Genomic DNA, 23,505 nt, shown 5'->3' on the forward strand with positions numbered 1-23,505 from the left:
AAAAGGGATAAATGGTATTGTTAAGTATGATACATTGTGTATCAATTATACTTAATGAGGTGGTCTTTATGCGAACGTTATATAAATTTACGGTGTATTTTCTTGCCGTCATTCTCATGGCCAGCGCAACTACACCAACCTTCACCTTCGCACAAACTGCTACTTCTCTCATCCCTAAGGTAAATTCCTTGGAAACATTGGGAAAGAAATTTCTTCAACATTATAAAGAAGTTCATGATGCTCTTTATGCATTTAAAGGCACGGATATATGGAACATGAGTCAAAATTCACGGGATGTGGAATATGTACATAAGTTCCGTCAACAACTAGCTTCCCTAAATCCCTCTGATCCTGCAGATCTTGAGTTGGTGAATCCTTTATGGGATCGGGTGAAGACTCAATTCAAGCCTTCCCAGCAAGAGTTAGTAAGAAAAGAAATATTTATTCTGCTGAGAAGTTTGGCTATCATCTATTATGGAGACGCGCGTGAGATTCTCAAGCTCTATCAAGACGGGCAGAAGTATCGTTCTGCGTTAGCGTTATTGGCTGCCAAGGCAGGAATTAAAGGTGGGATATCCGGCGAAGATATTGCTGAATTTATATTAGGAAGTTCAACCTTTGTGGGATTTACACACAATATGAAGAAGGTGTCTGTTACGTCATTAGACGATGCTGTTTTTGATATTCCTCTAATCAAAGTATTACATGACACGATTACTCAGCCTAACGCACAAGAGAACCAGGTTGCGAGAGTGCTTCGCTACTATCATTTAGATTCCCTTGAAACTGACAATCCCACTCTAAAAACTACGATACGGAATTTTGAACGGAGAATGCCGGATTTAAATAATGCATCCGAGGCCTTAATCATGGCTTACATTCGTACAACTAAACCGCAAATCTACGTAAAGCTCCTTAACGACAGCGGCACATTAGGTTATGGAGCATTCAAGATATGGGGGAAGGAGTATTATTATGGCGTCGTGAAACCCAAACCCGGCCAACAATCTGATCTAAACATCGATCGTGATGGACTAATTTCACTACCCCCAGGTAAAGCCGCTGGTACGATGACGTTGTGGGCATATGTCGATGAGAGGGTCATTGCTGAACAGACCGTAACCATGAAGCGTACAATCACTGCTAATTATTATAAGCCGATGAACGTGAATATTACTTATTACTCCCGGTTCTCGAGTACAATATATTGGGAACCGGGACCCGCGGGAGTGCCTGATAAATACATAATCCATATAAGTGGAGGGCAACCCGAAGATGTTGACGGGGAGTATCCTGGTTGGTCCATACCCAATGTACATTACAAGCAAACAATTACAATCCATGCCGTCTACGGTGATCTCATAAGTGAGCCGTACGTTATGGTATGGTGAGACAGATACATCACATCCCCGCATCCGGATACTCGCGCTGCTCCAGGTTCCGTGCCGTGGGGCTCTTCGCGACGTCGCGCTCCTCTTTGAACGTGCCCATTAACAGGTCGAATGCCGGATTCGTGACCCCGTACCAATAATTCTCATTCTTAAAATGGTGCCACTGATGCACCTTCTTCATCCAACGCCCCCATGGCGTGAGCGGCTGTACCGGGCGATGCGCGGCATAATGCGTCCACTCATAGTAAAGCAGCGCGCCCAGAATACCGGTCGTGAACGCAACGGTCAGCAGGAGACTGGACGTGATCAGATACGCGACACCCGCGGCCACGAGCATCTGAGGAAGGCTATACCACACCGGCAGAAACAGCAAATGCAAGTCATTCGGCTCCACATGGTGGTCGTAATGCAGTCGTTTGATCATGCGGAGCAACACCGGATTTTTCGGCGGCTTCATATGGAACAAGAAACGGTGGGTCGTGTACTCGCTGGCGATATACGCAACCATCCCGATCCCAAGCGCGAGCCACATCGAGCCGGAATCCGCATGGAACAAGCTATAGCCCAGTCCGCCCGCAAACAGCAAACTCATCAAAGTAACGTCCGGGAACGTCAGAAACTCCTTAATATACGTACCTTTCATTGCAAAATGCTCCTTTTTGAATACATACCGAATAACAAATCATCGCAAACGCTTTCAACTAATTAAATTCTATGTCACCGCGCTTTCGGCTGTCAATGAAAGGATAAACGAACATGGCCGTGGCGGACCCGCCTGTGAATTTTCGAGTGCACCCCTGTCTAATTCTGTGTTAAAATAGTGGACAAGTGTGAATTTCAAATTACAGCAATTGAAGGAGCGATTCTAATGGAAAAAGTACTGGTTTTCGGCCATAAGAACCCTGATACGGATACGATTTGTTCAGCTATTGCCTATGCGGCGTTAAAGAAAGAGCTTGGCGTGAACGCGGAAGCGATTCGTCTGGGCGAAGTTAGCGGCGAGACGCAATACGCGCTGGATTATTTCAAAGTGGAAGCTCCGCGTCTGGTGGAGAAAGTGGCTGGCGAAGCCAAAGAAGTCATCCTGGTCGACCATAACGAGCGCCAACAAAGCGCTGAAGATATCGCGGATGTACGTGTGATTGAAGTTATCGACCATCACCGTATTGCGAATTTTGAGACAAGCGATCCTTTATATTACCGTTGCGAGCCAGTGGGATGTACGGCGACGATTTTGAACAAAATGTACAAAGAAAACGGCGTAACCATCCGTCCTGAAATTGCAGGTCTGATGCTGTCGGCAATCATTTCCGACTCCTTGCTGTTCAAGTCCCCGACTTGCACGGAGCAAGACGTGGCTGCGGCTCGCGAACTGGCTGAAATCGCCGGCGTGAATGCGGACGAGTACGGTTTGGCGATGCTGAAAGCGGGCGCGGACCTGAGCGACAAGACGATCGCGCAATTGCTGACAATTGATGCCAAAGAATTCTCCATGGGCAACGCCAAAGTGGAGATCGCACAAGTCAACGCGGTGGACACGAACGACGTGCTGTCCCGCCAAGCGGAAGTGGAAGTGGCGATCAACGGGATTGTGGCCGAGAAGAACCTGGATCTGTTCCTGTTCGTGGTGACAGACATTTTGACCAACGACTCCGTCGGTCTGGCGCTGGGCTCAGCGGCCAACGTGGTGGAGCAAGCCTACGGCGTGGCATTGAACAATAACACGGCGTTGCTGAAAGGCGTCGTATCTCGTAAGAAGCAGATCGTGCCGATCTTGACGGACACGTTTAACGCTTTGGCAGCAAAGTAGATAGTGGGATAGGCAGGCATCAGCGGAGGGGACTTGGGTCTTCTCCGTTTTTTATTTTGTTGAGGAATGCACGAAGCTTCCCAGAAATCCAAGAACCATGGAAAGAGATTTCTTTTGTTACAATTATTAGTAATATTTAATATTCAAAAAATAACATTTAGAGGTAAACATTATACAGAAGTGAATATTTTATTAAAGGAGGTTTTTGAATGTCGAAAGTAAAAAAGATTTTTTTGCCAGTTTTAATGACTTTGGCCTTTATCAGTTTAAGTTTATTCCCAGATTTGAGGGTTACAGCACAAGCGGACACCCAGGATATTGTAGTAGTTACAGGTGATGAAGCCGAGGAGTTCATTAATGCAACGCAGCGTGGAGTAAAAAAAGGTAAAGTTGATAAGATCGCCCCGTTGTCCACTTTTGATTTTGAAAAATCGAGTGTGTACACGGTTGGCGGTGGAGTTACAGTGGTTACAGTTCCTTTGAGTGATAAATATAGCCTTCCTAGTAACGTAACAGTATTCTTCAATGAGGATAATACCGTATTGCAGACAAATGAAATGTTGGTGACCAAGAATGAGGCAGGTAATTTCTTAGTTGAGACGTATTTGAATGGATCACTTGTTAAATCCGTGGACACTGAGATACCTTATCTCACAGATAAAGAATTGCTTGCAGAAGAGCCAGTTAACTCTGGAATTCAACCGATGGGAATTGGAACAGTGGCAGCTTGTCTTGGAGCAGTACTCGGCATTGGGGGTACAGTTGCTTATCTTATTGCGGTTGCGTGCGGTTCTTCCTGTGTAGCACCGACACCAGTAACTGCTGTGATATGTGCCGCATGTATTGGTGCATATGCAGTTCTTGGTGCTGGTGGGATCGCTGGAGCAGTAGCTTGTTTCAATTACCTGTGAGGTGATTAGATGCACAAAATTCTAGCATACTCGATTTTGGCAACGGGTATATCGGGTGCCGTTTTAGTGATCTCCACTGCAATGATGTTTAAATCTCCTGTAGGAAATATGGTGAAGTTGGTTACTGCTGCTTCAACCGTATCTTTTATTGTATTCGCTGTCTCGTCATTAGTATTTCGTCGGCGTTTAGATGAAGAAAGAGAGTAATGTTTTCTCCCTTTTGCTGAAGGCGTAGTATCGCATAAGAAGCACATTGTGCCGATTTTGACGGACACGTATTCCATGTATTATGCTTTATCCTTTTATGAAGACGTGATGGACAAAGTGCATAAGCTCAACGATTTCCCGCACAAAGGACGTATTGTACCAGAGATGGATGACGCTAATGTGCGGGAAATTTTTGTTCACAGAATAGAATTGTCTATGAAATTTCAGATACATCCCTTATCATAACCACTATCATTCATGGTGCCAGAGACTACAAGAAAGAATAGACATAGACAGAATAATCAAATTCATTATTTATAATCCATTCATGAATTTCCAGCTTTAATCCGATCTTGCTCCGTCATAATAATCTCCTTCAACTTCTCCGTTCCAAACATTCCCGCGGTAAAAGCGTTCGCTTTCGGATAGAAGACCATTCGAAACGAAGTGCCGTCGTTCAGGTGCACGCGCAGGAAGATGCCCGATTCATGCTTCGTTTGTTTGTAAACTTTATTAAACCCCACTAATTCCAGCAGGAGCAATTCCTCCATGAACGCCGATGACATTTCCTTGCTGAAATCACCGAGATGACTGCCATCTTGCCCGCTATTCAAGCTCACTTTATCCACTTTGCCCGCAATATCCCATAGCTCGCTCACGGTTGCTGCATGCGGATTGCGATCGGCTTCGTAAATTTTGTTATCGGCAATGATTCGATACTCCTCTTTGTAACCTTTCATAGCATAAATCGGTGTGCCGATGGGCAGGAAAGCCGCATCCCCGTTAGCGTTCTTATGATTTGAACAAGCATGATCGTTCAGCATATAGGTTATTTCGCCAATCCGATTCCCCAGTTGTTCCGTAGTGGCGGCCGTCGTACCGTCATAATTGTGATGATAAGTAATATCATTCAGCTGGATAAAATCGACCCAATCCACGATTTCTTTACATTCCCGTTCCGCTTCATTCCCTTGTTTTACAGCGCCGCATCCGGCTAGAGTGAGCATCAGGGCAAGAGTTGTGAGTAACAATTTATATATTGAAGTCCTCATTAAGTTCACCTCGACCCCTAGACGCAAGCTGGAAACAGAATGTTTCAGGATTCGTCTTATGCCAATATTGCGCGCCGCCGCTACGTCAGCGGCAACCGCACGCGGAACACCGCGCCCTCCCCGGGCGCGCTGTCCGCGCTCACGGCTCCGCCATGGGCCTCCACGATCGACTTCGTGATCGACAGGCCCAGCCCGGCGCCGCCGCTGGCTCGCGTGCGCGAGGTGTCGATCCGGTAGAACCGATCGAACACATAGGGCACGCTCTCCGGCGGCAAGCCGCCGCCGTTGTCGCGCACGACCAGCTCCGCTTCAAGCGCGTCGCGAGCCCGAAGCGCCACCTCAATCCGCCCGCCGGCGGGATCGGTGTGCTGCACGGCATTGTGAAACAGGTTGAGAATCACCTGTTTCATCTGATCCGCGTCATACTCGCCGCGGATCCCCTCCGACAGGGCGAAGCGCACGTCGCGCTCGCCCGCAAGCACGCGCAGCTGCGGCTCCATCTCCCGCAGCAGCCGCGTCAGCTCTACCGGCGCCAAAGCCGGCGCCGGCGCGCGGTCCAGCTTCGCCAGAAGCAGCAGGTCCTCGACCAGCTTGATGATCCGCCTGGACTCGCCGTGCATGCTGTTCAGCGCGCTGTACAGCTGCTCCGGCCGATCCGCGGCGCCGCGGAGCAACACCTCCACGAACCCGTGGATGGACGTCAGCGGCGTCCGCAGTTCGTGGGAGGCGTCGGCGATGAAGCGGCGCATCTGCTCTTTGGCCTCGCGTTCCTGCTCGAACGAAGCCTCCAGCCGCTGCAGCATTCGGTTGAACGACTGCGCCAGCCGATCGATCTCCTCCTGCCCCTGATGGGCGGGGAAGCGCTCGGCCAGGTTGCCGGCATCGACGCCTTCGACCGCTTTCACCATGCGGAACAGGGGTCGCAGCGTCCTGCGCAGCACCCGGCTGTAAACCAGCAGTCCCGCGCACAAAGCCAATGCGGACAACACGCCGAACGTGGTCAGCTGGCGCATTAATACGGCTTGCAGCGGTCCCGTTTCCACGCCCATCTGCAGAACACCTCCCGGATTGCCGGGTAACCCGCGCAGGGAACGGAAGATGACGAGCTGTTCTACACCTTCGGCATTCTTCAACACTTGGTAGTTCCCGGTCCGGGGCTTGGCGCGTTGCCGTAACCATTGTTTATATTCCGCGTCAGTTAACCGAGGAGCGGCCAAACCGCTTTCCCCGAGCACATCCGTAAAGGCACCACCCGGAGAAAAGAACGCGAATGAGGTATCGCCCATAATCATGAGCGGGGAGCGAGGCAGTCTGATGCCCGGCGCCTGCGGGAACAGGTCCCCGTTCCACACCAGCTCCTTGGGCACGGACATTAACTGAGCTTCGAGCTTGTCGGCTTCATTGCGGTACATGAAATTTTGCATAACAAAATATTGAAGAAGTCCAATTAACCCTAGCAGCACAGCCAGAATCAGGAGCGTACGCGACACTAACTGCGCCTTCAACGAACGACGTCCGCCACTTAACCGAACTTGTCCAAACCCGCGCAACCGTTCCAACAAGTCCTTGGCCCCGCCGCTCATGAAAAGTCCATCCGGTAGCCGGAGCCTCGAATCGTGCGGATCAACTGATGTTCCTTATCTTTTAACTTCTCACGCAAGGAACGGATGTACACTTCGACAATATTTTCCTCCCCTTGGAAATCATAGCCCCATACTTTGTCCAGAATCGCCGGTTTACTCAGCACAATGCCGTGATTCATCACCATGAAGCGCAACAGCTCATACTCCGTAGGCGAAAGCTCCAGTACCGTTCCCGCGTAGGTAATCTCTTTGCGGCGGTCATCTGTGCGGAACGGCCCATACACCACTTCTCCCAGCAAAAAAGGAAACTGATTGCGAATACGCGCCCCGATCCGTGCCAGCAATTCGTCAAAGGAGAACGGCTTGATCATATAATCATCCGCTCCGAGCGTGAGTCCCTTGATCCGATCCCCGACCTCGTCCTTGGCGGTTAGCATGATAATTGCGATCTGAGCGTTGTTGTGCTTTAACATCCGACAGACTTCAAAGCCATCCATCCCAGGCATCATAATATCTAGTATTACTAAGTGAGGCTGAAAGTCTTCGGCTATCATAACCGCGCTCATTCCGTCTGTGGACGTGCGAACTTCATACCCCTCATTCACCAGGCCCAACTCCAAAAACTGCAATATATGAGGTTCATCATCCACCAGCAGCAGCTTGATTCCTTTAACTTTTCCCATTCCTTGAATCCTCCCCATACCCGTCCATACGCCTGTTCCTTAGCCCTTCTAGTATGACAGTGTTTCCTGAAAATAGCCTGAATGCATCATACCTTTTCCGTTTTCAGTAAACTTTCAGCAAACGCTCAAGCTTGGTTCAGGGAGAGGGCGCACAATAGGTCCATCGCAAACTTGTTCCAATTAAAGGAGTGTATATTCGAGTGAAACTGATTCTTTTCCAAAATATTCGCATAGACCGTTGGCTAGCAGGCATCGCCTTACTGGCGTTGTTCCTGAACGGCTACAACATCTGGGCGGAACAATACGCCAATGCTTATTACACGATGACGGTCGGAAGCATGCTGCAAAGCTGGAGCAACTTCTTCTTCGGCGCGTTGGATTCCGCGGGTTCCGTTACCGTGGATAAGCCTCCGCTCACGTTCTGGATTCAAGGGGCTTTCGCGAAGGTGTTTGGGTTGTATGGGTGGAGTGTTATTTTGCCCCAGGCGCTGGCGGGTGTCGGTTCGGTACTGTTGATTTATGGGTTGGTCAAGCCCGGCTTTGGCGTAAAGGCTGCAAGAATCGGTTCGCTGGTGTTCGCGCTGACGCCGATTGCCGTTGCGGTTGCCCGGACGAATAACATTGACAGCATGCTCGTGTTTACGCTGTTGCTTGCGACCTGGCTGTTGTTCCGGGGAGCGCGGGAAGGCCGGGCGGGTCTGTTGATAGCGGCGTTCGGCGTGGTCGGGCTGGCGTTTAATATGAAAATGCTGCAAGCGTATATGGTGTTGCCGGCGTTCTACGGATTTTATTTACTTGCGGTGCGGATGCAGTGGCGTAAAAAGCTTGGCGTGTTGGCAGGCGCAACGGCCATGTTAGCCGTGGTTTCATTGTCTTGGGCCGTTGTGGTGGATTCCATCCCGGCGGACAACCGTCCTTATATCGGGAGCAGCGAAACGAACTCTGTGCTCGAGTTGGCATTCGGCTATAACGGGTTATCCCGGTTAACGGGAGATCAAGGACCGGGGAACGGACCGGTCGGGGGGCCAATGAACGGTCAGCGGATGGACGGGCAGGTGGGAACGGTTGCAGGTACGGGTGCGGGAACAGCAATGCCCGATGCCGCTGCACAAGAAGCACCCAGCGCGGTCGGCAACGGCACACTCCCCGAACTTAACGGGGTGCTCCCGGGCGCCTTACCCGGAGGGTTTGGAGGCGAAGGGTTCCCAGGCGGAGCCGGGGGCATGGGAGGCATGTTCGGTACAGGTGAGAAGGGACCTCTGAGATTGTTCCAGTCCGCTCTGTCCGGTCAGGCCAGCTGGCTCATTCCGTTCGCGCTGACCGCAAGTGTGATCTTGCTTGCCGGTATGCGCAGACGCCGTTTGACGCAGCAACATATCGAAACCCTGTTCTGGTTGGCTTGGTTGTTGCCGTGCGCGGCATTCTTCAGTATCGCAGGCTTCTTTCATCATTATTACCTGATTATGTTGGCACCGCCGATCGCCGTGTTAACCGGCGCGGGATGGACTCGACTTTACGAAACTTACCGCGCGGAAGGCCGCGGATGGCAAACCTGGTTGTTGCCTGGAGCCGTAGCCGGCACCGCCGTGTTTCAGTGGTATGTGATGCAGCCGTTTAATAAAACAATTGGCCAAGGTTGGTCCATTGGGGTGCTGTTGACAGGGATAATCACAGCCGTGATGCTGGCGGGCTTCAAGCAGCAAGAAGAGAAATGGATGAAGACCGCCGCATGGGCAGGATTATTGGTGCTGTTGGTTGGTCCTCTATATTGGGCGGCAACCCCGATCACATACGGACAGAACAGCATGCTGCCCCAAGCGGGTCCCGGCGGTGCCGAGATGAGTTTTGGCGGAGGCCGCGGCGGTGCTATGCCAGCTATGGGAATGAGCGGCGGCACCGCGGGCCAGGGGGGATCCTCGAACGGAGACTTGCCGGCCTTCCCCGAAGGCATGGATGCCGGCGATTTGCCGGCACAGCCCAATGGCAAGATATCGGGCGATCTGCCCGCATTGCCCAACGGCTCGAAGCCGGACAACATGCCGGCATTGCCCAACGGCATGACACCGGACAATCTGCCTCCCTTACCTGAGGGGATAACGCCTCAAGAAATGATGGAGATGTTCCGGAACGGTGCAGGCATGGGCGGTATGCCTGGCGGCATGCCGGGCATGAATCAAGAAGGCGTCGACGAGAAGACGCTTGCTTTCTTGCAGGAGAGCAATACGGGTGAAACGTACCTTTTTGCAACAACAGACTATACCACAGCTGCGCCGTACATCATCGATGAGAATGAGAAAGTCATCTCGATGGGCGGGTTTTCCGGTCAGGATCCCGTCTATACCCCGGAGAAGCTTGAAGCGATGGTGAAGGCGGGCGAGTTGAAATATTTCCTCCTTGGCGGAGGCGGTATGCGGGGAGGAAGCGGCGAGGTGACCGCGTGGATTCAGAAGCATGGCAAGGTAGTGCCTACGGGGGCATGGAAGAGCGGAGAATCCGCGGCGGACAACACATCCAATACGTCCAGCACATTCAACCGTCTACAAGACGCTCCATTAATGAACCGGATGTTTGGGGAAGCGATACTATATGAAGTGATTTTGCCATAGATAAAGACTGGAGGAGAGAACGATGAGGGAAGGTGTGCAATATTCGGTCATTATTCCCATGTACAACGAAGAGGCAGTCATCGAGGAAACGTACCGCCGATTGGCGCAAGTGATGAGGGAGACCGGTGAAAGGCATGAACTGATTTTCGTCAATGACGGCAGCCGCGATCGCTGTGCGGAGCAGATCCGGTCGATTTCCGAAAGGGACAGCAACGTGAAACTGATTGAGTTTTCCCGGAATTTCGGGCATCAGATTGCAATTACCGCAGGAATGGACTACGCGGAGGGGGATGCGGTTATTATTATCGACGCCGATCTGCAGGACCCGCCGGAAATCATCCACGAGATGATTGCGAAGTGGCAGGAGGGCTACGAGGTAATTTATGCCCAGCGGGTGCAGCGAAACGGAGAAACCTGGTTCAAAAAAATATCCGCGGCCTGTTTTTACCGCATATTAAAACTTTCGACAGATATCGACATCCCCGTGGATACGGGGGACTTTCGCTTAATGGACCGCAAGGTGGTAAGCCAGATGAAACGCATTACAGAAAATAATCGTTACGTGCGAGGCTTGGTCAGTTGGGTAGGCTTTAGTCAGACGGCTGTCTATTATGTGCGGGACGAACGGCTAGCCGGCGAAACGAAATACCCGTTGAAGCGGATGTTGAAGTTATGTATGGACGGCATTCTGTCGTTCTCTTACAAACCTTTGAAACTAGCCGTGTATGCGGGGGCGCTATTGTCCGGTTCGGGTTTCATCTACCTGATGTACGTACTGTTTATGACCCTCTTCACGGATTCGACCAGCCCCGGATGGCCTTCCATCATGTCCGTAAACTTGATATTCAACGGGTTTATCTTGCTCATTCTTGGCATTTTGGGTGAGTATGTAGGCCGGATCTATGATGAGTCCAAGGGGCGTCCGTTATATATCGTGCGGGATACGCTTGGGTTGAATACCGAACAGTCCGCACGCTCCGCGCACTCCGCGCACTCGGGCAGCACCAGAGAGATTGTTTATGACTAACCGTTGGACGCCTTTGCTGAAGTTCGGACTGGTAGGTGTACTAAATACAGCGGTGGACTTCCTTGTGTTCGCGGGACTCTCCGCAGCTGGGGTTGGCGTCTTGCCGGCACAATGGATCTCTTATGGCAGCGGTGTGGCGAACAGTTACATTTGGAACCGAAAGTGGACGTTTAGAGAGCAGGTAAGCGGAAGCGTAAGTGAGTTCGTGAAATTTATTTTGCTCAATCTAATGACATTGGTGATCGTAAGTTTATTGCTCTGGGGGATGATTCATGGGATGGGCTTCAGCCTTTATTTGGCCAAAATCCTTGCAACCCTTTTAAGTGTGATAATTAATTATATAGGCAGCCGAACCTTTATATTTCGAGCCTAAGGATTAGTGTGAAGCGTTCAGGACCTTCGTCCCTCGGCGACAGTCTGTCTAAAGTCCCTGAAGTATCAATAATTTTCCTAAAATCAGCAGAATTCGACATAGATCAGCCCTTAATATGCTTAGGCGTGTAAGGGCCTTTTTGCTCATTCAAATCGCTAGCAATTATAGTACATTATGGAATAACTCTGATAGATTTATAGACTTTGTAAAGGTGTTCACTTTAGCTTAGGAGGGACTATTGTTGAGAAATCGTAAACGGTTAAGCAGAACAGTATTGCCAGGCATGTTATCGCTCAGCGTCATGTTCTCGGGTATAAGCGTGGGGGCGGCGGCCGAGCCTTTGGATGTCAAAGCTTTGGAATCACGGTTACCTTCAAGCGCAACACTCCTGAAATCCTTGCAAAGTCCCAATCTCCAGCAAAACAGCAAGCCTGCGGCAAGCGCGAAGAAGTCGGCGGCGGGAAGTGCGAGTCCGTTTAAAGTACGGTCTGTCGGCGGAGAAGCCGTAGAGGCGTCTCCAGCGTTGACCGGTGTTCAAAATTATGTGCCGAAATCCGGGAGCGCATCGACCATTACGGTTATCGTTGAACTTCAAGCGAGACCGCTGGCTGTGCAAGACGCTCTGGTGAAGCAGGGCCGCGCCTTGCAGAAGAGCAATCATAAAGCGGTCATCGATAAGGAACAGGCGTTATTCAAGGCTTCCGCCGCGAAGACGCTTGGTATTAAGACCAGACATACATATTCGCGGGTGTTTAACGGGTTCTCGGTGACCCTGCCCGCCAATCAGGTAGAACAGCTGACGACGCTTCCGGGCGTTAAAGCGGTCTATCCTTCAAGGACAATGAAGGTCGACCCGATCGATACGGTCGATCCGCTGATGAATGACAGCGCGCCGCACATCGGTGTCGGCAGCTACTATAACACCGGCTTCGACGGCAGCGGTGTGAAGGTCGGTGTCATCGACACCGGTATCGACTATCGCCATCCGAGCCTGAAAGACGCGTACCGCGGCGGCTTCGACTTTGTCGACGAGGACAGCGATCCGATGGAGACGCCGCCCGATCCGAACGATCCGGAGGCGGCGACCTCCCACGGCACGCACGTATCCGGCACGGTGCTCGGGCGGGGCAACCCGGAGAACCCGAACGGTGCGACCGGTTGGGTTCGCGGCGTAGCACCGGGCGCGGATTTGTACGCGTACCGGGTGCTGGGTCCGGGCGGCTCGGGGTCGGAGGAAGACGTCATCGCGGCCGTGGAACAATCGGTTGCGGACGGCCTGGACGTCATCAACCTGTCGCTAGGCTCCGACGCGAACGACCAGAACGCGGCGGATTCCATCGCGCTGAACAACGCGGTGCTCGCGGGGTTGGTTGTCGTGACGTCGAACGGGAACAACGGTCCGGGCGACTTTACGACAGGCTCGCCGGCGGCTTCGGAGCTGGCGATTTCCGTAGGCGCATCGACGCCGCCGGGTAATGTGGGATTGGCTACCGGCGCGTCGACGGTGACATCCAACACATATTATGACTTGCGCGTGATGGCTTATAATTCGGCGGGTGACTATAAAGAGTTGGAAGGCACGCCGCTTGAGCTCGTTTATGCCGGGCTCGGCACAACCGCGGAGTTTCAGGGCAAGGATGTCACCGGCAAAATCGCGTTCATTAAACGAGGCGATATCGCCTTCGTGGACAAAATCGCGAACGCCAAAGCAGCCGGCGCTGCAGCCGCAATCATCTTCAACCGGGATGACCTAAACGGACACGCGGGAGTGTTGCTGGAGGATTCCCTGAACTTCATTCCGACGTTCGACATGAAGGGAACGGACGGACGGGCGTTGCTTGCCGCTTTGGAAGCTTCTGGCAGCGGCACCTTCTCCTTGACCGGCTTCAGCTCTTATGCGGATCCGGGCGATCTGATGGCGGACTTCTCCTCCCGCGGGCCTTCCTTGCCGGGCTTGGAAATCAAGCCGGATATCTCTGCGCCGGGGGTATCGATTCGTTCATCCATTCCTTCCTATGACGGAAACTATACCTATGCCTATGAATACTTACAAGGCACTTCGATGGCTGCTCCGCATATCGCGGGGGCTGCGGCGCTTGCGCTGGACAAGCAGCCGGAGCTGTTGCCGGATGAGATTAAATCACTGCTGATGAATACAGCGAACAAGCTCGTAGATGGTTCGGGTACACGTTACAGCCACATGGTACAGGGCGCGGGACGCGTGAACCTGAACACAGCAATTGAAGCGTCTGCCATCGCCATGGTACGGGAAGCCAACAACGCGGTGCGCGGCGGCGAGCTTACGCCGTACCACACGGGAAGTATTTCGTTCGGCAAAGTCGGGGTGGGGGATAGCGTATATCGGACCATCGATGTGAAGAATATCTCTGGTACCCCAGCCAGCTACAACGTAACCACGAAGTGGTACGACAAGGAAGCAGGCGTACTGTCGAGCAGCAAGTCAACCGTTGCTGTGGCAGCCGGCGAGACGGCCTCGTTCGATGTGGCTTTGGCCGTGGATGCGGCAACAGCGACGGGCCGGTATGAAGGCGAGGTTACATTGACCGGCGCGAATGGAACGCTGAATGTACCCGTGGCGGTATATGTTGGCGAAGTCGACTTGCCGGACACCGTGTCTGATCTATCGCTGACGCCGGATGTGTTCTCTCCGAATAAAGACGGGGCGATCGATACTTCGGATGTGGCATTTAAGGTGAATTTGCGGAACACCTATGTATCCCTTGATGTGTTTGACTACGTGAGCGGACAATGGCAAGGATATATTACCGAAGAAGCGGGAGGCATTCCGCCGGGCAGTTATATCGTTCCGGATTGGGACGGCACCATCTCGGATTACACGGATGTGTTTACGGTAAATGACGGATTGTACGCGTTGGCGCCATTTTACAGCGACGAAGGCGGCGATTACCTGTTAGAGGATCAAGCGGTACCTTTCGTCACGGATACGCATGTGCCTAAATCCACCCTGGAGGAAGGGCTGGAGGTTGAAGACGGTATCGGAACGATCAAGGGCGCCGTTCAGGAAGACTTGCTGGTTGATGTGTTCGGGGATTACTCGGGCATCGGCGTAGCAGCTCTGTATGAGAAAGACGGCGACTGGGTGCAGGCGGACGGAACGATTGCGGCAAACGGCGCGTTTACGATTAAAGTGCCGGTAGGCTTGAATTCGACGCCGATCGAAGTTTACGTTTACGATTCGGCAGGCAACGGTACGATTTCGCCGGCTTATGTGGTGGATAACGTGAGCACGCAGAAGACCAGCCTGACTGTAGCGCCATCCAAACCGGAAGTAGCGGTGAAGGAAGGGTTTGACGTTAGTGTTGATTTTGCTCAGGTAAAAGATTTGTATTCCGCGCAGTTCAGCCTGACGTACAGCTCGGCGTTGACCAAAGGCGCCGTGGCGAACAGCGTGACCCTGTCCACGTATCAGCAAGCGAATCACCCGGCATCGGGACTGATCGTGCGTGAGAAAGTCGTGAAGCTGGCGGGCGGATTGGTGCGGTCCGATTATATCGTGTCGCTGTCCGGGGATATCGGCGGCTTTAGCGGCAGCGGGTCTCTGGCATCCTATCCGTTCAGTGCAACGAAGACGGGTAAATACGATTTGGCTTTGTCGAATGTGCGGTTGCTGAACAGCAACGGTCAGGAGATTGAAGCAGGCACCCTAACGGGCGGTACGGTGAATGTGGTAACCAAGAAATACGTGGTTTCCGGCAAGCTGACGGCGGAAGCCTTCGGTTTCGGCGTAGCTTACGATAAGGTATGGTACCAGGGTGCGGACGGCGTAGTGGCTTCGAAAGTGGAAGCATGGGACGCCCAAGGCAAACTGGCAGGAACCGGGATCGTGAACGCGGACGGGACGTATAGCATCTCGTTGGCAGCGGGAACCTACACAATCAAGGCTTCGGTACCGGGGCATATCGCCAAGAGCATGAAGGTTGGGGTGAGCGCGGCGAAGACCCTCCATTTCGGCGTATTGACGGCGGGGGATGTGAACGGGGACAGCATCGTGGACCTCAAGGACCTCAACCAAGCCAACAAGGCGATGGGCAAAATAGCTCCATGGACCACCTACCAAGCAGCGTCCGCGGATATCAATCGCGACAACAAGGTGGATGCGGTGGATACGAACTACATTTTGGACAACTACGGCAGTGTGAAGTAAAAAATTAGCAGTAGGAAGAGCCGCGTTTGCGTGGCTCTTTTTGCTTTTAGACCGAAACTTTCATGACGAATAGGCGTCTAAAAAATAGGTGTTCGTGATACTTATTTGAACTGGAATGCTGGGTTATCCCGAAGGCTCAGTGGTGTAATCGAAGACTGGAATGCTGGGTTATCCCGAACGCTCAGTGGCGTGGTGTGGTGCGGTGATGTGGTGTGATCGAAGAAGGCAATGAAATGATATATTCGAAAAATAAGGGTTGATGTATTTAGAGAAGTAAAGATGAAATTCAAAAATGTTTGTCCGTGGGTCAGGCGACCTGTACATGTAAGCACATCGGTTTGCGTGAAATGAGTTGTTTATAGGTAACAGCAGGTGTACCGATGAACAGCTTAAATAATTTCGATACCGCACGGTTCGGTTTAAATGAATGATTGATACGATAGGAGATTTCATCCAGATACGATTGCAAATGCTTGTCGCTTACCCCGTAATATCGCTCGTTTATTCGAACAGGAACAGAATCACAGATGATATTTAATGTGTCGCAAGCGTTCTCCTTTCTTGAACCATAATGAATAAAAGGAACTCGGACAGAATGACTGACATGATTCTCAATGAAGTTGGAATAATCCCAATAACTAAGTTCTTTGTTAGGATGATGTTTCGGTATAAAAACATGCTTCAGCTTAATATAGGCAACTTCACCAAAGTTAAGAGTGGCCCCTCCAACAAATGGCTGCTCATTGCGCATCGTCTTAAAGCCTTTAATATGGAAATTGCACGGATTGTACGCAGCTGAAATCACTTCGACAAGTCCGCTGAGCAGCTGCTCTGCATCTCCTTGCTGAATGGCATGGCGAAGTTTATGAAGGATCAACCAAGCCGTCTTATAAGTGACTTCAATAATGGTTGATAGCTGCACCGCGTTGATTGAAGCTGAAGGGTTAGCAATGAGAAACAAAGCCTGAAACCACTTATGCAGCAAAGTACGGCTTCCTTGCATAATCGTTCCCACGAGAAGGGAAGCTTGATACTTGCAGTTTCGGCATTCATACAGGGGTAGACGACGCGTAGTAATGACATGAGCATCAGGGGAATCGCAGCGCGGACAACGGTAACCGTTAGGCCACTTGGTGGAGATCAGGATAGAAAGACAAGAAGCCTCATCATGATACTTATGTCTAAATTGATCGAAAGTTACTTCATTAGTAGACATAATCCTCACTTCACTCCCCCTCACCAATATAAGAACAAATGTTCTTTATATGTAATATAATACCAAATAAATATTATTACCTCAAGTGTTATTTTTAAAAAGAACGGATAAAAAATTTACCTGATTCTTCGGGATAACCCAGCATCGGCGCTGAATTTCATTTAATACTTGGCAGTTGAGCATGCAACATGATACGCGGTCACCCATCCTGAAAGGCATAAATAGAGGTTATTTTAATGAGAAAAAAGTATAAATTTAGAGGAACGAAACGGGGGGAGTTACATATGGGTTCCAGAATTACGATTTTCACTAAAGTGATCGTGTTACTGCTCGTGCTGCTGGTTCCGATTGTATGTCTGTACGGCTATTCTCACAAGGTCAGCATCAAGGTCATCCAGGAAGAAATAGAGTCATCCAGCGTCAATAAGTTATCGTTTCTTGTCAGCCAGGTGGAGACCTCCATGGATCAGTTGTCCAGCTCCTCGCTGTTGTTAATCGAAGATCCTGATGTAAGAGTTTTTCAGACGATGTATCTGGATAACAAGCTGCTTAATCTCGATACGATAACGGTAATGAATCGGCTGAAAGATAAATTAAGCATGGTTAGTTCCTCCAGCAGCTGGAATAATACGATGTCGGTCTATTCCACCTCAATGAAGCAAGTCATATCAACCGATGCGGGCCAAACATTTGATTCGGACTATATCCGGAAATATACGAAACCAGATTGGCAGGTACAGACAGCGAAGATAAACGGCTCAACCCAATATAAGTTCGCCTGGCGCACAGTTGAGCCTGTATCACCCATTCCCCGAACAGGGAAAGTAAAGTTTATGTTTGAAGTGAAATTTTCCGGGGAAAATCTGATTCGGCTGCTGGATCAATACAAGGAGGGTGGTAAAGGCGACCCGTTCTTCTTCAACCCCCGGGACGGCGTTATTTCCAACAGTAGCAGCGACCAGGACTTAATCGTTCAATTGACTCGGAAATGGCGGGAAGATCAGAAGCTCGCTTCCGGTAAGCAAGTGATGTTATTGGATGGACAGCGATATCTGGTCTCCTTTGTCAAATCGGATAAAATGGGTTGGTATTTGATTGATTATGTGCCGTTGCAGGAGATTTTGTCCCCGATTACCAAATCAAAGGATTTGTTTATTTATTCCACGATTCTGCTGTTAACGTTAAGCGTTCTTGCGACTTTTCTTTTGTACAGTCAAGTGCAGGTTCCGATCCGTTCGCTTATGCGCGGTGTGCAGCAATTAAAGAAAGGGAACTACGCAGTCCGCATTCGGACTAGGCATGGAAATGAGTTCGGATTCCTGGTGGAACGGTTTAATGAGCTGGCGGAACAAATCCAAGAGCTGATCGAGAAAGTGTATGAAGAGAAAATAAGGTCGCGTGAAGCGGTTCTGAAGCAGCTTCAGTCGCAAATCAACCCTCACTTTCTGTATAACTGTCTTGCGTACATCCACAGTATGGCTAAATTAAACGAGAACGCTGCTATTTCCGCCATGGTTCATCATTTAGGCAAGTATTACCGTTATACAACTCGGTTAGAGAAGGATGAGGCGGGACTGGAGGAGGAAATCCAGCTTGTGCTCAACTATCTGGAAATTCAAAAGCTGAGGATGCCGAGGATACAGTATACACTGGAACTGCCGGAAGGCATGAAGCCTCTTCTGGTACCGCGCCTGCTTATTCAGCCGTTGATTGAAAACGCTGTCATTCACGGTATCGAACTTAACCCGGCAGGAGGTAGAATCAGGATTTCAGGTACTTTGGATGCCCATGAATATACACTCGTTGTGGAAGATGACGGAATCGAATTGTCTCAGGAGCAATTATTACGGTTAAGAAACAGGCTGAACCGGCCGCTGGATGACCAGATGGGCTGCGGGGTGTGGAATGTGCATCAACGACTTTTATACCGTTACGGTGCCCCTTCAGGTTTAGAGTTCGACAACTCCTCTTTAGGCGGCCTAAAAACGACGATTCGTTGGAACCGGGTTCCCATGCAGGAAATATTCAGGTTAGAGGGGGTCATGTAATGTACTCGTTGTTAATTGTAGATGATGAAGTCCATCTGGTAGACAGTCTGGCCGATACCGTGCATTGGGAGAAAATTAATGTTACGAAAGTGTATAAAGCTTATTCCGCTTATGAAGCCATGGAACGGTTACATCATACTCCGATCGACGTCGTTCTCACGGACATCCGCATGCCCGGAATGAACGGACTGGAACTAGCGGAGCAAATCCAATCCAGATGGAACACAACGAAATGCATTCTGCTCACGGGTCACGCGGATTTCGATTATGCCCAACAGGCTGTGCAGCATCAGGCTGCGGAGTACCTTCTGAAGCCGGTAAGCGATGAAGAAGCTTTGGATTCCGTTCAAAGAGTCCTAACTCGTCTGAAGCTGCAATGGGAGGAGATTTCCTCTTATCATAATGCCATGCAAACATTGAGGGATCATCTTCCTGTTCTTCGTGCGGGACTGCTGAATGAATTGCTGCAAGGGAGGAAGATGAACGGGCAGTCATTAGCCGGAAAGCTCCGTATGTATGATTTAAAAATCCAACCAGGGGAGAACGCCATTCTTATGTTGGTTCGATTGGAAGAGGAGTTTGTGAACTATGACTATTCAAGTGTTTCCTTAGTTCAGTATGCGGTAGGAAATATAGCGGAAGAACAATTCGGCTCTGAGTATCGATTATGGATGTGCAAAGATCCGCATGATTATTTAGTCTGTCTGGTAACCTCTGCTAACTCGGAATCCATTTCAATAGATCAGCTGCAATCAGCCGTGCAAAGCCACGCCGTTGCAGTGCAGAACCATATTAAAACTTATCTGAAAGGCTTCGCTACCTTACATGTAAGCCGTGTGCTTTCATTTCCGGAAGAGCTGAGCCATACTTACGATTTATCGGTTTCCGCGATCCGGCGGAAAGCAGGCAGCGCTTCCGACTTATTTATCGCAGGCTCCGCCCGGGAAGAAAGAGCGCCGTTTACGCTAAAGATCCTGTATGAGCCTCCGACACTGCACCATCTGCTGGAAATGGGACGATGGAATGACCTGCAAACGAAATTAAACAAGATTTATGAAGAGCTTGAGCAATGCTGTTCGCATTCACAGGATCATTTGCTGGAAGCACTGTTCTGCATTTCTAATAGTTTTGCTTATATTGTACATAAGAATGGGCAGAAGTTGTCTGAATATATCGGCCAAGATTTTGAAACGCTGCTGGACCACAGTTCCTTTCGCTCCGTCTCCCAGATGAGGGATTGGTCTGCCCGGGTATTGGAAAGGCTGAAGCTGGAAACAGAGGACGAAACCAAGTGGAACCGGATGTCCGTTGTTAAACAAGTGCAGCGGTTTGTTGAAGAACAATTGTCCCATGATGTGTCTTTACAGACGATTGCGGAACATGTATTTCTTCACCCTGTTTATTTATCTAAAGTGTATAAACTGGAGACCGGCGAAAGTGTAAGTGATTATATTTACAGAGTAAGAATGGAGAAGGCTGCTTATCTGCTGATTCACAGTGATAAGAAAATATATGAAATCACCGCTGAGATGGGTTATCAGAACCCGCAGTATTTCATCAAGCTGTTTCGGAAGCAGTACGGATCGACCCCTCAGGAGTACCGCGAAATGCAATTACCGCGTCTTCCGTCACAATAAGCTATAAGAATGCCATTCATCTTCAGGAGATGACATTCCCGCATTGGATTGTTATCGCTTACAATTTTAGTGAAGTCATCCATCACCTAATAGGGGGAAAGCCAATGCGGTATCATAACAGATTCGTACTTACGATGATTGCGGTCATTCTGTTGCTGGTTTCAGTCATCGGATGCTCGCAATCCAGCGAGGAAGTGAAAGACGGCAAAGCAGGCACCAATGAAACGGCGGGAAACAATAACTCAACCGGGAAAGAAACAGACGGGCTTCCCATGAGTAACGGCAAGTACGACCCTCCCGTTACCATCACAACTGTTCGTGGAGTAGGCGGGGATTTGACGTTTAAAAACGGGGAGAAAATAGAGAACAACGTGCATCTGAAGTGGGCTAAGGAGAAGCTTGGCATCGATATTAAATACTTATGGACCGTAACAGACACGAATGATGCCTTTAAGACGAAGCTCCGGCTGTCCCTATCCGCTAATCAGAAAATGCCGGATATTGTAGCGCTGCGCTCGGACGTAGATAAAGATATGATTGATTCCGGTAAATTCATGGAGGTGGGCGAGCTCTTTGACCGATATGCTTCCCAAACCTGGAAAGACGCTATGAACGAGGATCCGAGCGTATGGTATCCATATATGCGTGACGGCAAGCGGTACGGGATCCCGATTCTGGATTATGCTTACAACGCAGATCCGGTGCTTTGGATTCGGGAAGACTGGTTGAAGAAATTAAACCTGACTGCGCCGAAGACGATTGAGGATATGGAGCGCATTATGGAAGCTTTCACAAACCAGGATCCGGACGGTAACGGAGTAAAGGATACGGTTGGACTTACAATCGGATTTAAAAATTGGGTCAACACGTGGATGAGCGACGCGGGGTGGGTATTTGGCGCCTATGGTGCGATGCCGAACCAGTGGAATGAAAAGCCGGATGGAACGCTGGAATACGGTTCGGTCAGCACCGAGGCTAAAGCCGGTTTAGCCAAGCTGCGTGAATGGATGGAAAAAGGTCTTATTCCGAAAGAAGCGGGTCTATTCGATGAAACCAAAGCGACTGAGCTGTTCACGGCAGGGAAGGCAGGTATGGTTGCCGGTCCGCACTGGATGCCTTGGTGGCCCTTGGAAGATGTGAAGAAGAACGTGAAAGGCGCGGAATACAAAGCTTATCCGATTCCTTCGGGACCGGATGGAAAAGCAGGAAGGCACGATACGGCCAGCCGAAACGGTGTAGTCTTGATCAATAAGGATATGAAAAATCCTGAAGTGTTCTTTACCTACCAGAACTACCTGTTTGAGCATTACGCCAATCCTGCAGCCGGCTCCGAATTTGAGAATGGGATGGCCAAAGGATACGATTGGGACGAAGTCAACGGAAAAGTGGTTGTAGGCGGCGAGGTTCCGGGAGGTGCGGTTCCCGTTAATAAATACACGCTTACCTTTGACGGCGCCCGAATTCCTTCCCTGTCCATGAAGACATTGGCGAAGCTGGCCAACGGAGAAGAAGCGGTAACCCCTTATGAAAAAACAACCAAGGCAGCTTCACCTGCCACCGTATTGGAGGCTGCCAGAATTGTCCTGGATCAGAAGGCCATTGTCATGCCTCAGAAGTTTGTAGGGGCACCTACGGAAACGATGATGGCCAAAAACGAGCTCCTTCAAAAAATGGAGAAGGAAACGTTCAGTAAAATCATCTACGGCAAAGTTCCATTAGAGGAATTCGATAAGTTCGTCAAAGAATGGAACTCCGCAGGCGGAGAGAAAGTGACGAAAGAAGTAAATGATTGGTATGCAACTGTAACCAGTAAATAAAATGGGAAAGCAGAAAAGAAGCCCGGGCCATAACGCCCGGGCTTAAGTTTGCTCAGCATCCGTTATTCTTTAACGGCACCCAATACCATTCCTTTAACGAAGTATTTCTGAAGAAACGGATACACGAGAAGCACGGGCAGGGCGCCGATAAATATTTGAGCCGCTCTTACGGTCCGTTGAGCGATATTCTCCAAATCGGAAGGATCCACGTTTACTTTGCTGAAATCCTGCTGCACAATGATCGTCTGCAGGAATGTGGCCAACGGATAGTTTTGATAGTCGGTCATATAGAGCATTCCTGAAAACCAGTCGTTCCAGTGGCCCACCATCGTAAACAAAGACAAGGTTGCGATGGCCGGCATAGAAATGGGCAGATAGATCATAAACAAGGTGCGAAATTGGGTAGCTCCGTCGATTAAAGCGGCTTCCTCCAGCTCTTTCGGTACATTACGAAAGAAATTCAGCATAAGGATCATATTCCACACGTTCACAAGGCCGGGAAGAATCAATGCCCACAACGAATTCATCAACCCAAGTTTCTGAATGAGAATGTAGGATGGGACCATACCGCCCGCAAACAGCATCGTAAAGACGAAAAACCAAGAGTATATGCTCCGGCCGCGGAACGAGGATTCGTCCTTGGAGAGCGGGTATGCTGCCAGAAAGATAACAATCATTCCAAGCGCCGTACCGAGCACCGTACGTTTGACGGATATCCATAAAGCCGTAATGAAATTGTCGTTGCCCAATGTTTTGACATAAGCTTCAAACGTGAAATTTACGGGCCATAAACTAACCAGATTCGCGCTTGCCGCAGCTTTTCCGCTTAGAGAAACGGCAAGGACGTGGATTAGAGGCAGGATACACAACAGCGCCAAAATTCCGAGAAAGATATAATTGAACACACTGAAAATACGGTAGGGCAATGTTTTATGATACATCGAATATTCCTCCTCCG

The 23,505-nt window shown here is 50.2% G+C and carries 17 protein-coding genes; 11 read left to right on the forward strand and 6 right to left on the reverse strand.

What is annotated here, in order from left to right; genetic code table 11:
- Positions 1-68 precede the first annotated feature (68 nt).
- Positions 69-1,391 (forward strand): hypothetical protein, encoded by a 1,323-nt coding sequence (locus tag SY83_RS04655; protein WP_068604696.1) that lies wholly within the window; start codon positions 69-71, stop codon positions 1,389-1,391.
- Between the two features lie 10 nt (positions 1,392-1,401).
- On the opposite strand, the gene SY83_RS04660 is transcribed toward SY83_RS04655, so the two are convergent.
- Entirely contained in the window at positions 1,402-2,034 is a 633-nt protein-coding gene (locus SY83_RS04660) for a sterol desaturase family protein (protein WP_068604697.1), read from the reverse strand.
- A 225-nt stretch (positions 2,035-2,259) separates the two neighbouring features.
- On the opposite strand from SY83_RS04660, the gene SY83_RS04665 reads away from it, so the two are divergent.
- The 3 genes from SY83_RS04665 (at position 2,260) to SY83_RS22600 (ending at position 4,319) form a co-directional block, all read left to right on the forward strand.
- Positions 2,260-3,201 carry a manganese-dependent inorganic pyrophosphatase gene (locus SY83_RS04665; RefSeq protein ID WP_068604700.1) on the forward strand — a complete coding sequence of 314 codons (942 nt, stop codon included), beginning with the start codon at positions 2,260-2,262 and terminating at the stop codon, positions 3,199-3,201.
- A gap of 209 nt (positions 3,202-3,410) precedes the next feature.
- Positions 3,411-4,112 (forward strand): hypothetical protein, encoded by a 702-nt coding sequence (locus SY83_RS23245; protein ID WP_197479974.1) that lies wholly within the window; start codon positions 3,411-3,413, stop codon positions 4,110-4,112.
- 9 nt (positions 4,113-4,121) lie between these two features.
- Positions 4,122-4,319: a hypothetical protein gene (locus tag SY83_RS22600; protein WP_082882322.1), complete on the forward strand. Its 198-nt coding sequence runs from the start codon at positions 4,122-4,124 to the stop codon at positions 4,317-4,319.
- A 326-nt stretch (positions 4,320-4,645) separates the two neighbouring features.
- On the opposite strand, the gene SY83_RS04680 is transcribed toward SY83_RS22600, so the two are convergent.
- The 3 genes from SY83_RS04680 to SY83_RS04690 form a co-directional block, all read right to left on the reverse strand.
- Positions 4,646-5,350 carry a hypothetical protein gene (locus SY83_RS04680; RefSeq protein WP_231891378.1) on the reverse strand — a complete coding sequence of 235 codons (705 nt, stop codon included), beginning with the start codon at positions 5,348-5,350 and terminating at the stop codon, positions 4,646-4,648.
- Between the two features lie 101 nt (positions 5,351-5,451).
- Positions 5,452-6,954, reverse strand: a complete 1,503-nt coding sequence (locus SY83_RS04685; RefSeq protein WP_082882324.1) for a sensor histidine kinase — start codon at positions 6,952-6,954, stop codon at positions 5,452-5,454.
- Complete coding sequence (locus tag SY83_RS04690; RefSeq protein WP_068604705.1) at positions 6,951-7,637, reverse strand: response regulator transcription factor; 687 nt, start codon at positions 7,635-7,637, stop codon at positions 6,951-6,953. The genes SY83_RS04685 and SY83_RS04690 overlap by 4 nt, the downstream gene beginning before the upstream one ends.
- Positions 7,638-7,843: 206 nt before the next feature.
- Between SY83_RS04690 and SY83_RS04695 the strand changes: the two genes are divergently transcribed.
- The 4 genes from SY83_RS04695 to SY83_RS23625 all read left to right on the forward strand — a co-directional run bounded on the left by SY83_RS04695 (position 7,844) and on the right by SY83_RS23625 (position 15,829).
- On the forward strand, positions 7,844-10,243 hold the full coding sequence (locus SY83_RS04695; RefSeq protein ID WP_082882725.1) for an ArnT family glycosyltransferase: 2,400 nt from the start codon (positions 7,844-7,846) through the stop codon (positions 10,241-10,243).
- A 22-nt stretch (positions 10,244-10,265) separates the two neighbouring features.
- Positions 10,266-11,270, forward strand: a complete 1,005-nt coding sequence (locus SY83_RS04700) for a glycosyltransferase family 2 protein (RefSeq protein ID WP_068604710.1) — start codon at positions 10,266-10,268, stop codon at positions 11,268-11,270.
- Entirely contained in the window at positions 11,263-11,643 is a 381-nt protein-coding gene (locus tag SY83_RS04705; protein WP_068604712.1) for a GtrA family protein, read from the forward strand. Before SY83_RS04700 ends, SY83_RS04705 begins: the two co-directional genes overlap by 8 nt.
- Positions 11,644-11,884: 241 nt before the next feature.
- Positions 11,885-15,829, forward strand: a complete 3,945-nt coding sequence (locus SY83_RS23625; RefSeq protein ID WP_068604713.1) for a S8 family serine peptidase — start codon at positions 11,885-11,887, stop codon at positions 15,827-15,829.
- A gap of 307 nt (positions 15,830-16,136) precedes the next feature.
- On the opposite strand, the gene SY83_RS04715 is transcribed toward SY83_RS23625, so the two are convergent.
- Complete coding sequence (locus SY83_RS04715; protein WP_082882325.1) at positions 16,137-17,045, reverse strand: transposase; 909 nt, start codon at positions 17,043-17,045, stop codon at positions 16,137-16,139.
- Positions 17,046-17,329: 284 nt separating this feature from the next.
- Here SY83_RS04715 and SY83_RS04720 point away from each other — a divergent pair, with 284 nt between their 5' ends.
- From SY83_RS04720 to SY83_RS04730, 3 genes are all read left to right on the forward strand, one after another.
- Complete coding sequence (locus tag SY83_RS04720) at positions 17,330-19,093, forward strand: sensor histidine kinase (RefSeq protein WP_068604717.1); 1,764 nt, start codon at positions 17,330-17,332, stop codon at positions 19,091-19,093.
- Entirely contained in the window at positions 19,093-20,730 is a 1,638-nt protein-coding gene (locus tag SY83_RS04725) for a response regulator transcription factor (RefSeq protein ID WP_068604719.1), read from the forward strand. The genes SY83_RS04720 and SY83_RS04725 overlap by 1 nt, the downstream gene beginning before the upstream one ends.
- A 104-nt stretch (positions 20,731-20,834) precedes the next feature.
- Positions 20,835-22,547, forward strand: a complete 1,713-nt coding sequence (locus SY83_RS04730) for an extracellular solute-binding protein (protein ID WP_068604721.1) — start codon at positions 20,835-20,837, stop codon at positions 22,545-22,547.
- Between the two features lie 62 nt (positions 22,548-22,609).
- Here the strand turns inward: SY83_RS04730 and SY83_RS04735 are convergent, their stop codons facing one another.
- Positions 22,610-23,488, reverse strand: coding sequence for a carbohydrate ABC transporter permease (locus SY83_RS04735; protein WP_068604723.1), 879 nt, complete (start codon positions 23,486-23,488; stop codon positions 22,610-22,612).
- Between the last annotated feature and the right edge of the window lie 17 nt (positions 23,489-23,505).

The sequence above is a fragment of the Paenibacillus swuensis genome (assembly GCF_001644605.1).
Classification (GTDB): domain Bacteria; phylum Bacillota; class Bacilli; order Paenibacillales; family DY6; genus Paenibacillus_N; species Paenibacillus_N swuensis.

Bases quoted from the DNA above. Each gene is read 5' to 3' on its own strand.
- SY83_RS04655 (WP_068604696.1), top strand. From the start codon at position 69: ATGCGAACGTTATATAAATTTACGGTGTATTTTCTTGCCGTCATTCTC.
- SY83_RS04660 (WP_068604697.1), bottom strand. From the start codon at position 2,034: ATGAAAGGTACGTATATTAAGGAGTTTCTGACGTTCCCGGACGTTACT.
- SY83_RS04665 (WP_068604700.1), top strand. From the start codon at position 2,260: ATGGAAAAAGTACTGGTTTTCGGCCATAAGAACCCTGATACGGATACG.
- SY83_RS23245 (WP_197479974.1), top strand. From the start codon at position 3,411: ATGTCGAAAGTAAAAAAGATTTTTTTGCCAGTTTTAATGACTTTGGCC.
- SY83_RS22600 (WP_082882322.1), top strand. From the start codon at position 4,122: ATGCACAAAATTCTAGCATACTCGATTTTGGCAACGGGTATATCGGGT.
- SY83_RS04685 (WP_082882324.1), bottom strand. From the start codon at position 6,954: ATGAGCGGCGGGGCCAAGGACTTGTTGGAACGGTTGCGCGGGTTTGGA.
- SY83_RS04690 (WP_068604705.1), bottom strand. From the start codon at position 7,637: ATGGGAAAAGTTAAAGGAATCAAGCTGCTGCTGGTGGATGATGAACCT.
- SY83_RS04700 (WP_068604710.1), top strand. From the start codon at position 10,266: ATGAGGGAAGGTGTGCAATATTCGGTCATTATTCCCATGTACAACGAA.
- SY83_RS04705 (WP_068604712.1), top strand. From the start codon at position 11,263: ATGACTAACCGTTGGACGCCTTTGCTGAAGTTCGGACTGGTAGGTGTA.
- SY83_RS04715 (WP_082882325.1), bottom strand. From the start codon at position 17,045: ATGTCTACTAATGAAGTAACTTTCGATCAATTTAGACATAAGTATCAT.
- SY83_RS04720 (WP_068604717.1), top strand. From the start codon at position 17,330: ATGGGTTCCAGAATTACGATTTTCACTAAAGTGATCGTGTTACTGCTC.
- SY83_RS04725 (WP_068604719.1), top strand. From the start codon at position 19,093: ATGTACTCGTTGTTAATTGTAGATGATGAAGTCCATCTGGTAGACAGT.
- SY83_RS04730 (WP_068604721.1), top strand. From the start codon at position 20,835: ATGCGGTATCATAACAGATTCGTACTTACGATGATTGCGGTCATTCTG.
- SY83_RS04735 (WP_068604723.1), bottom strand. From the start codon at position 23,488: ATGTATCATAAAACATTGCCCTACCGTATTTTCAGTGTGTTCAATTAT.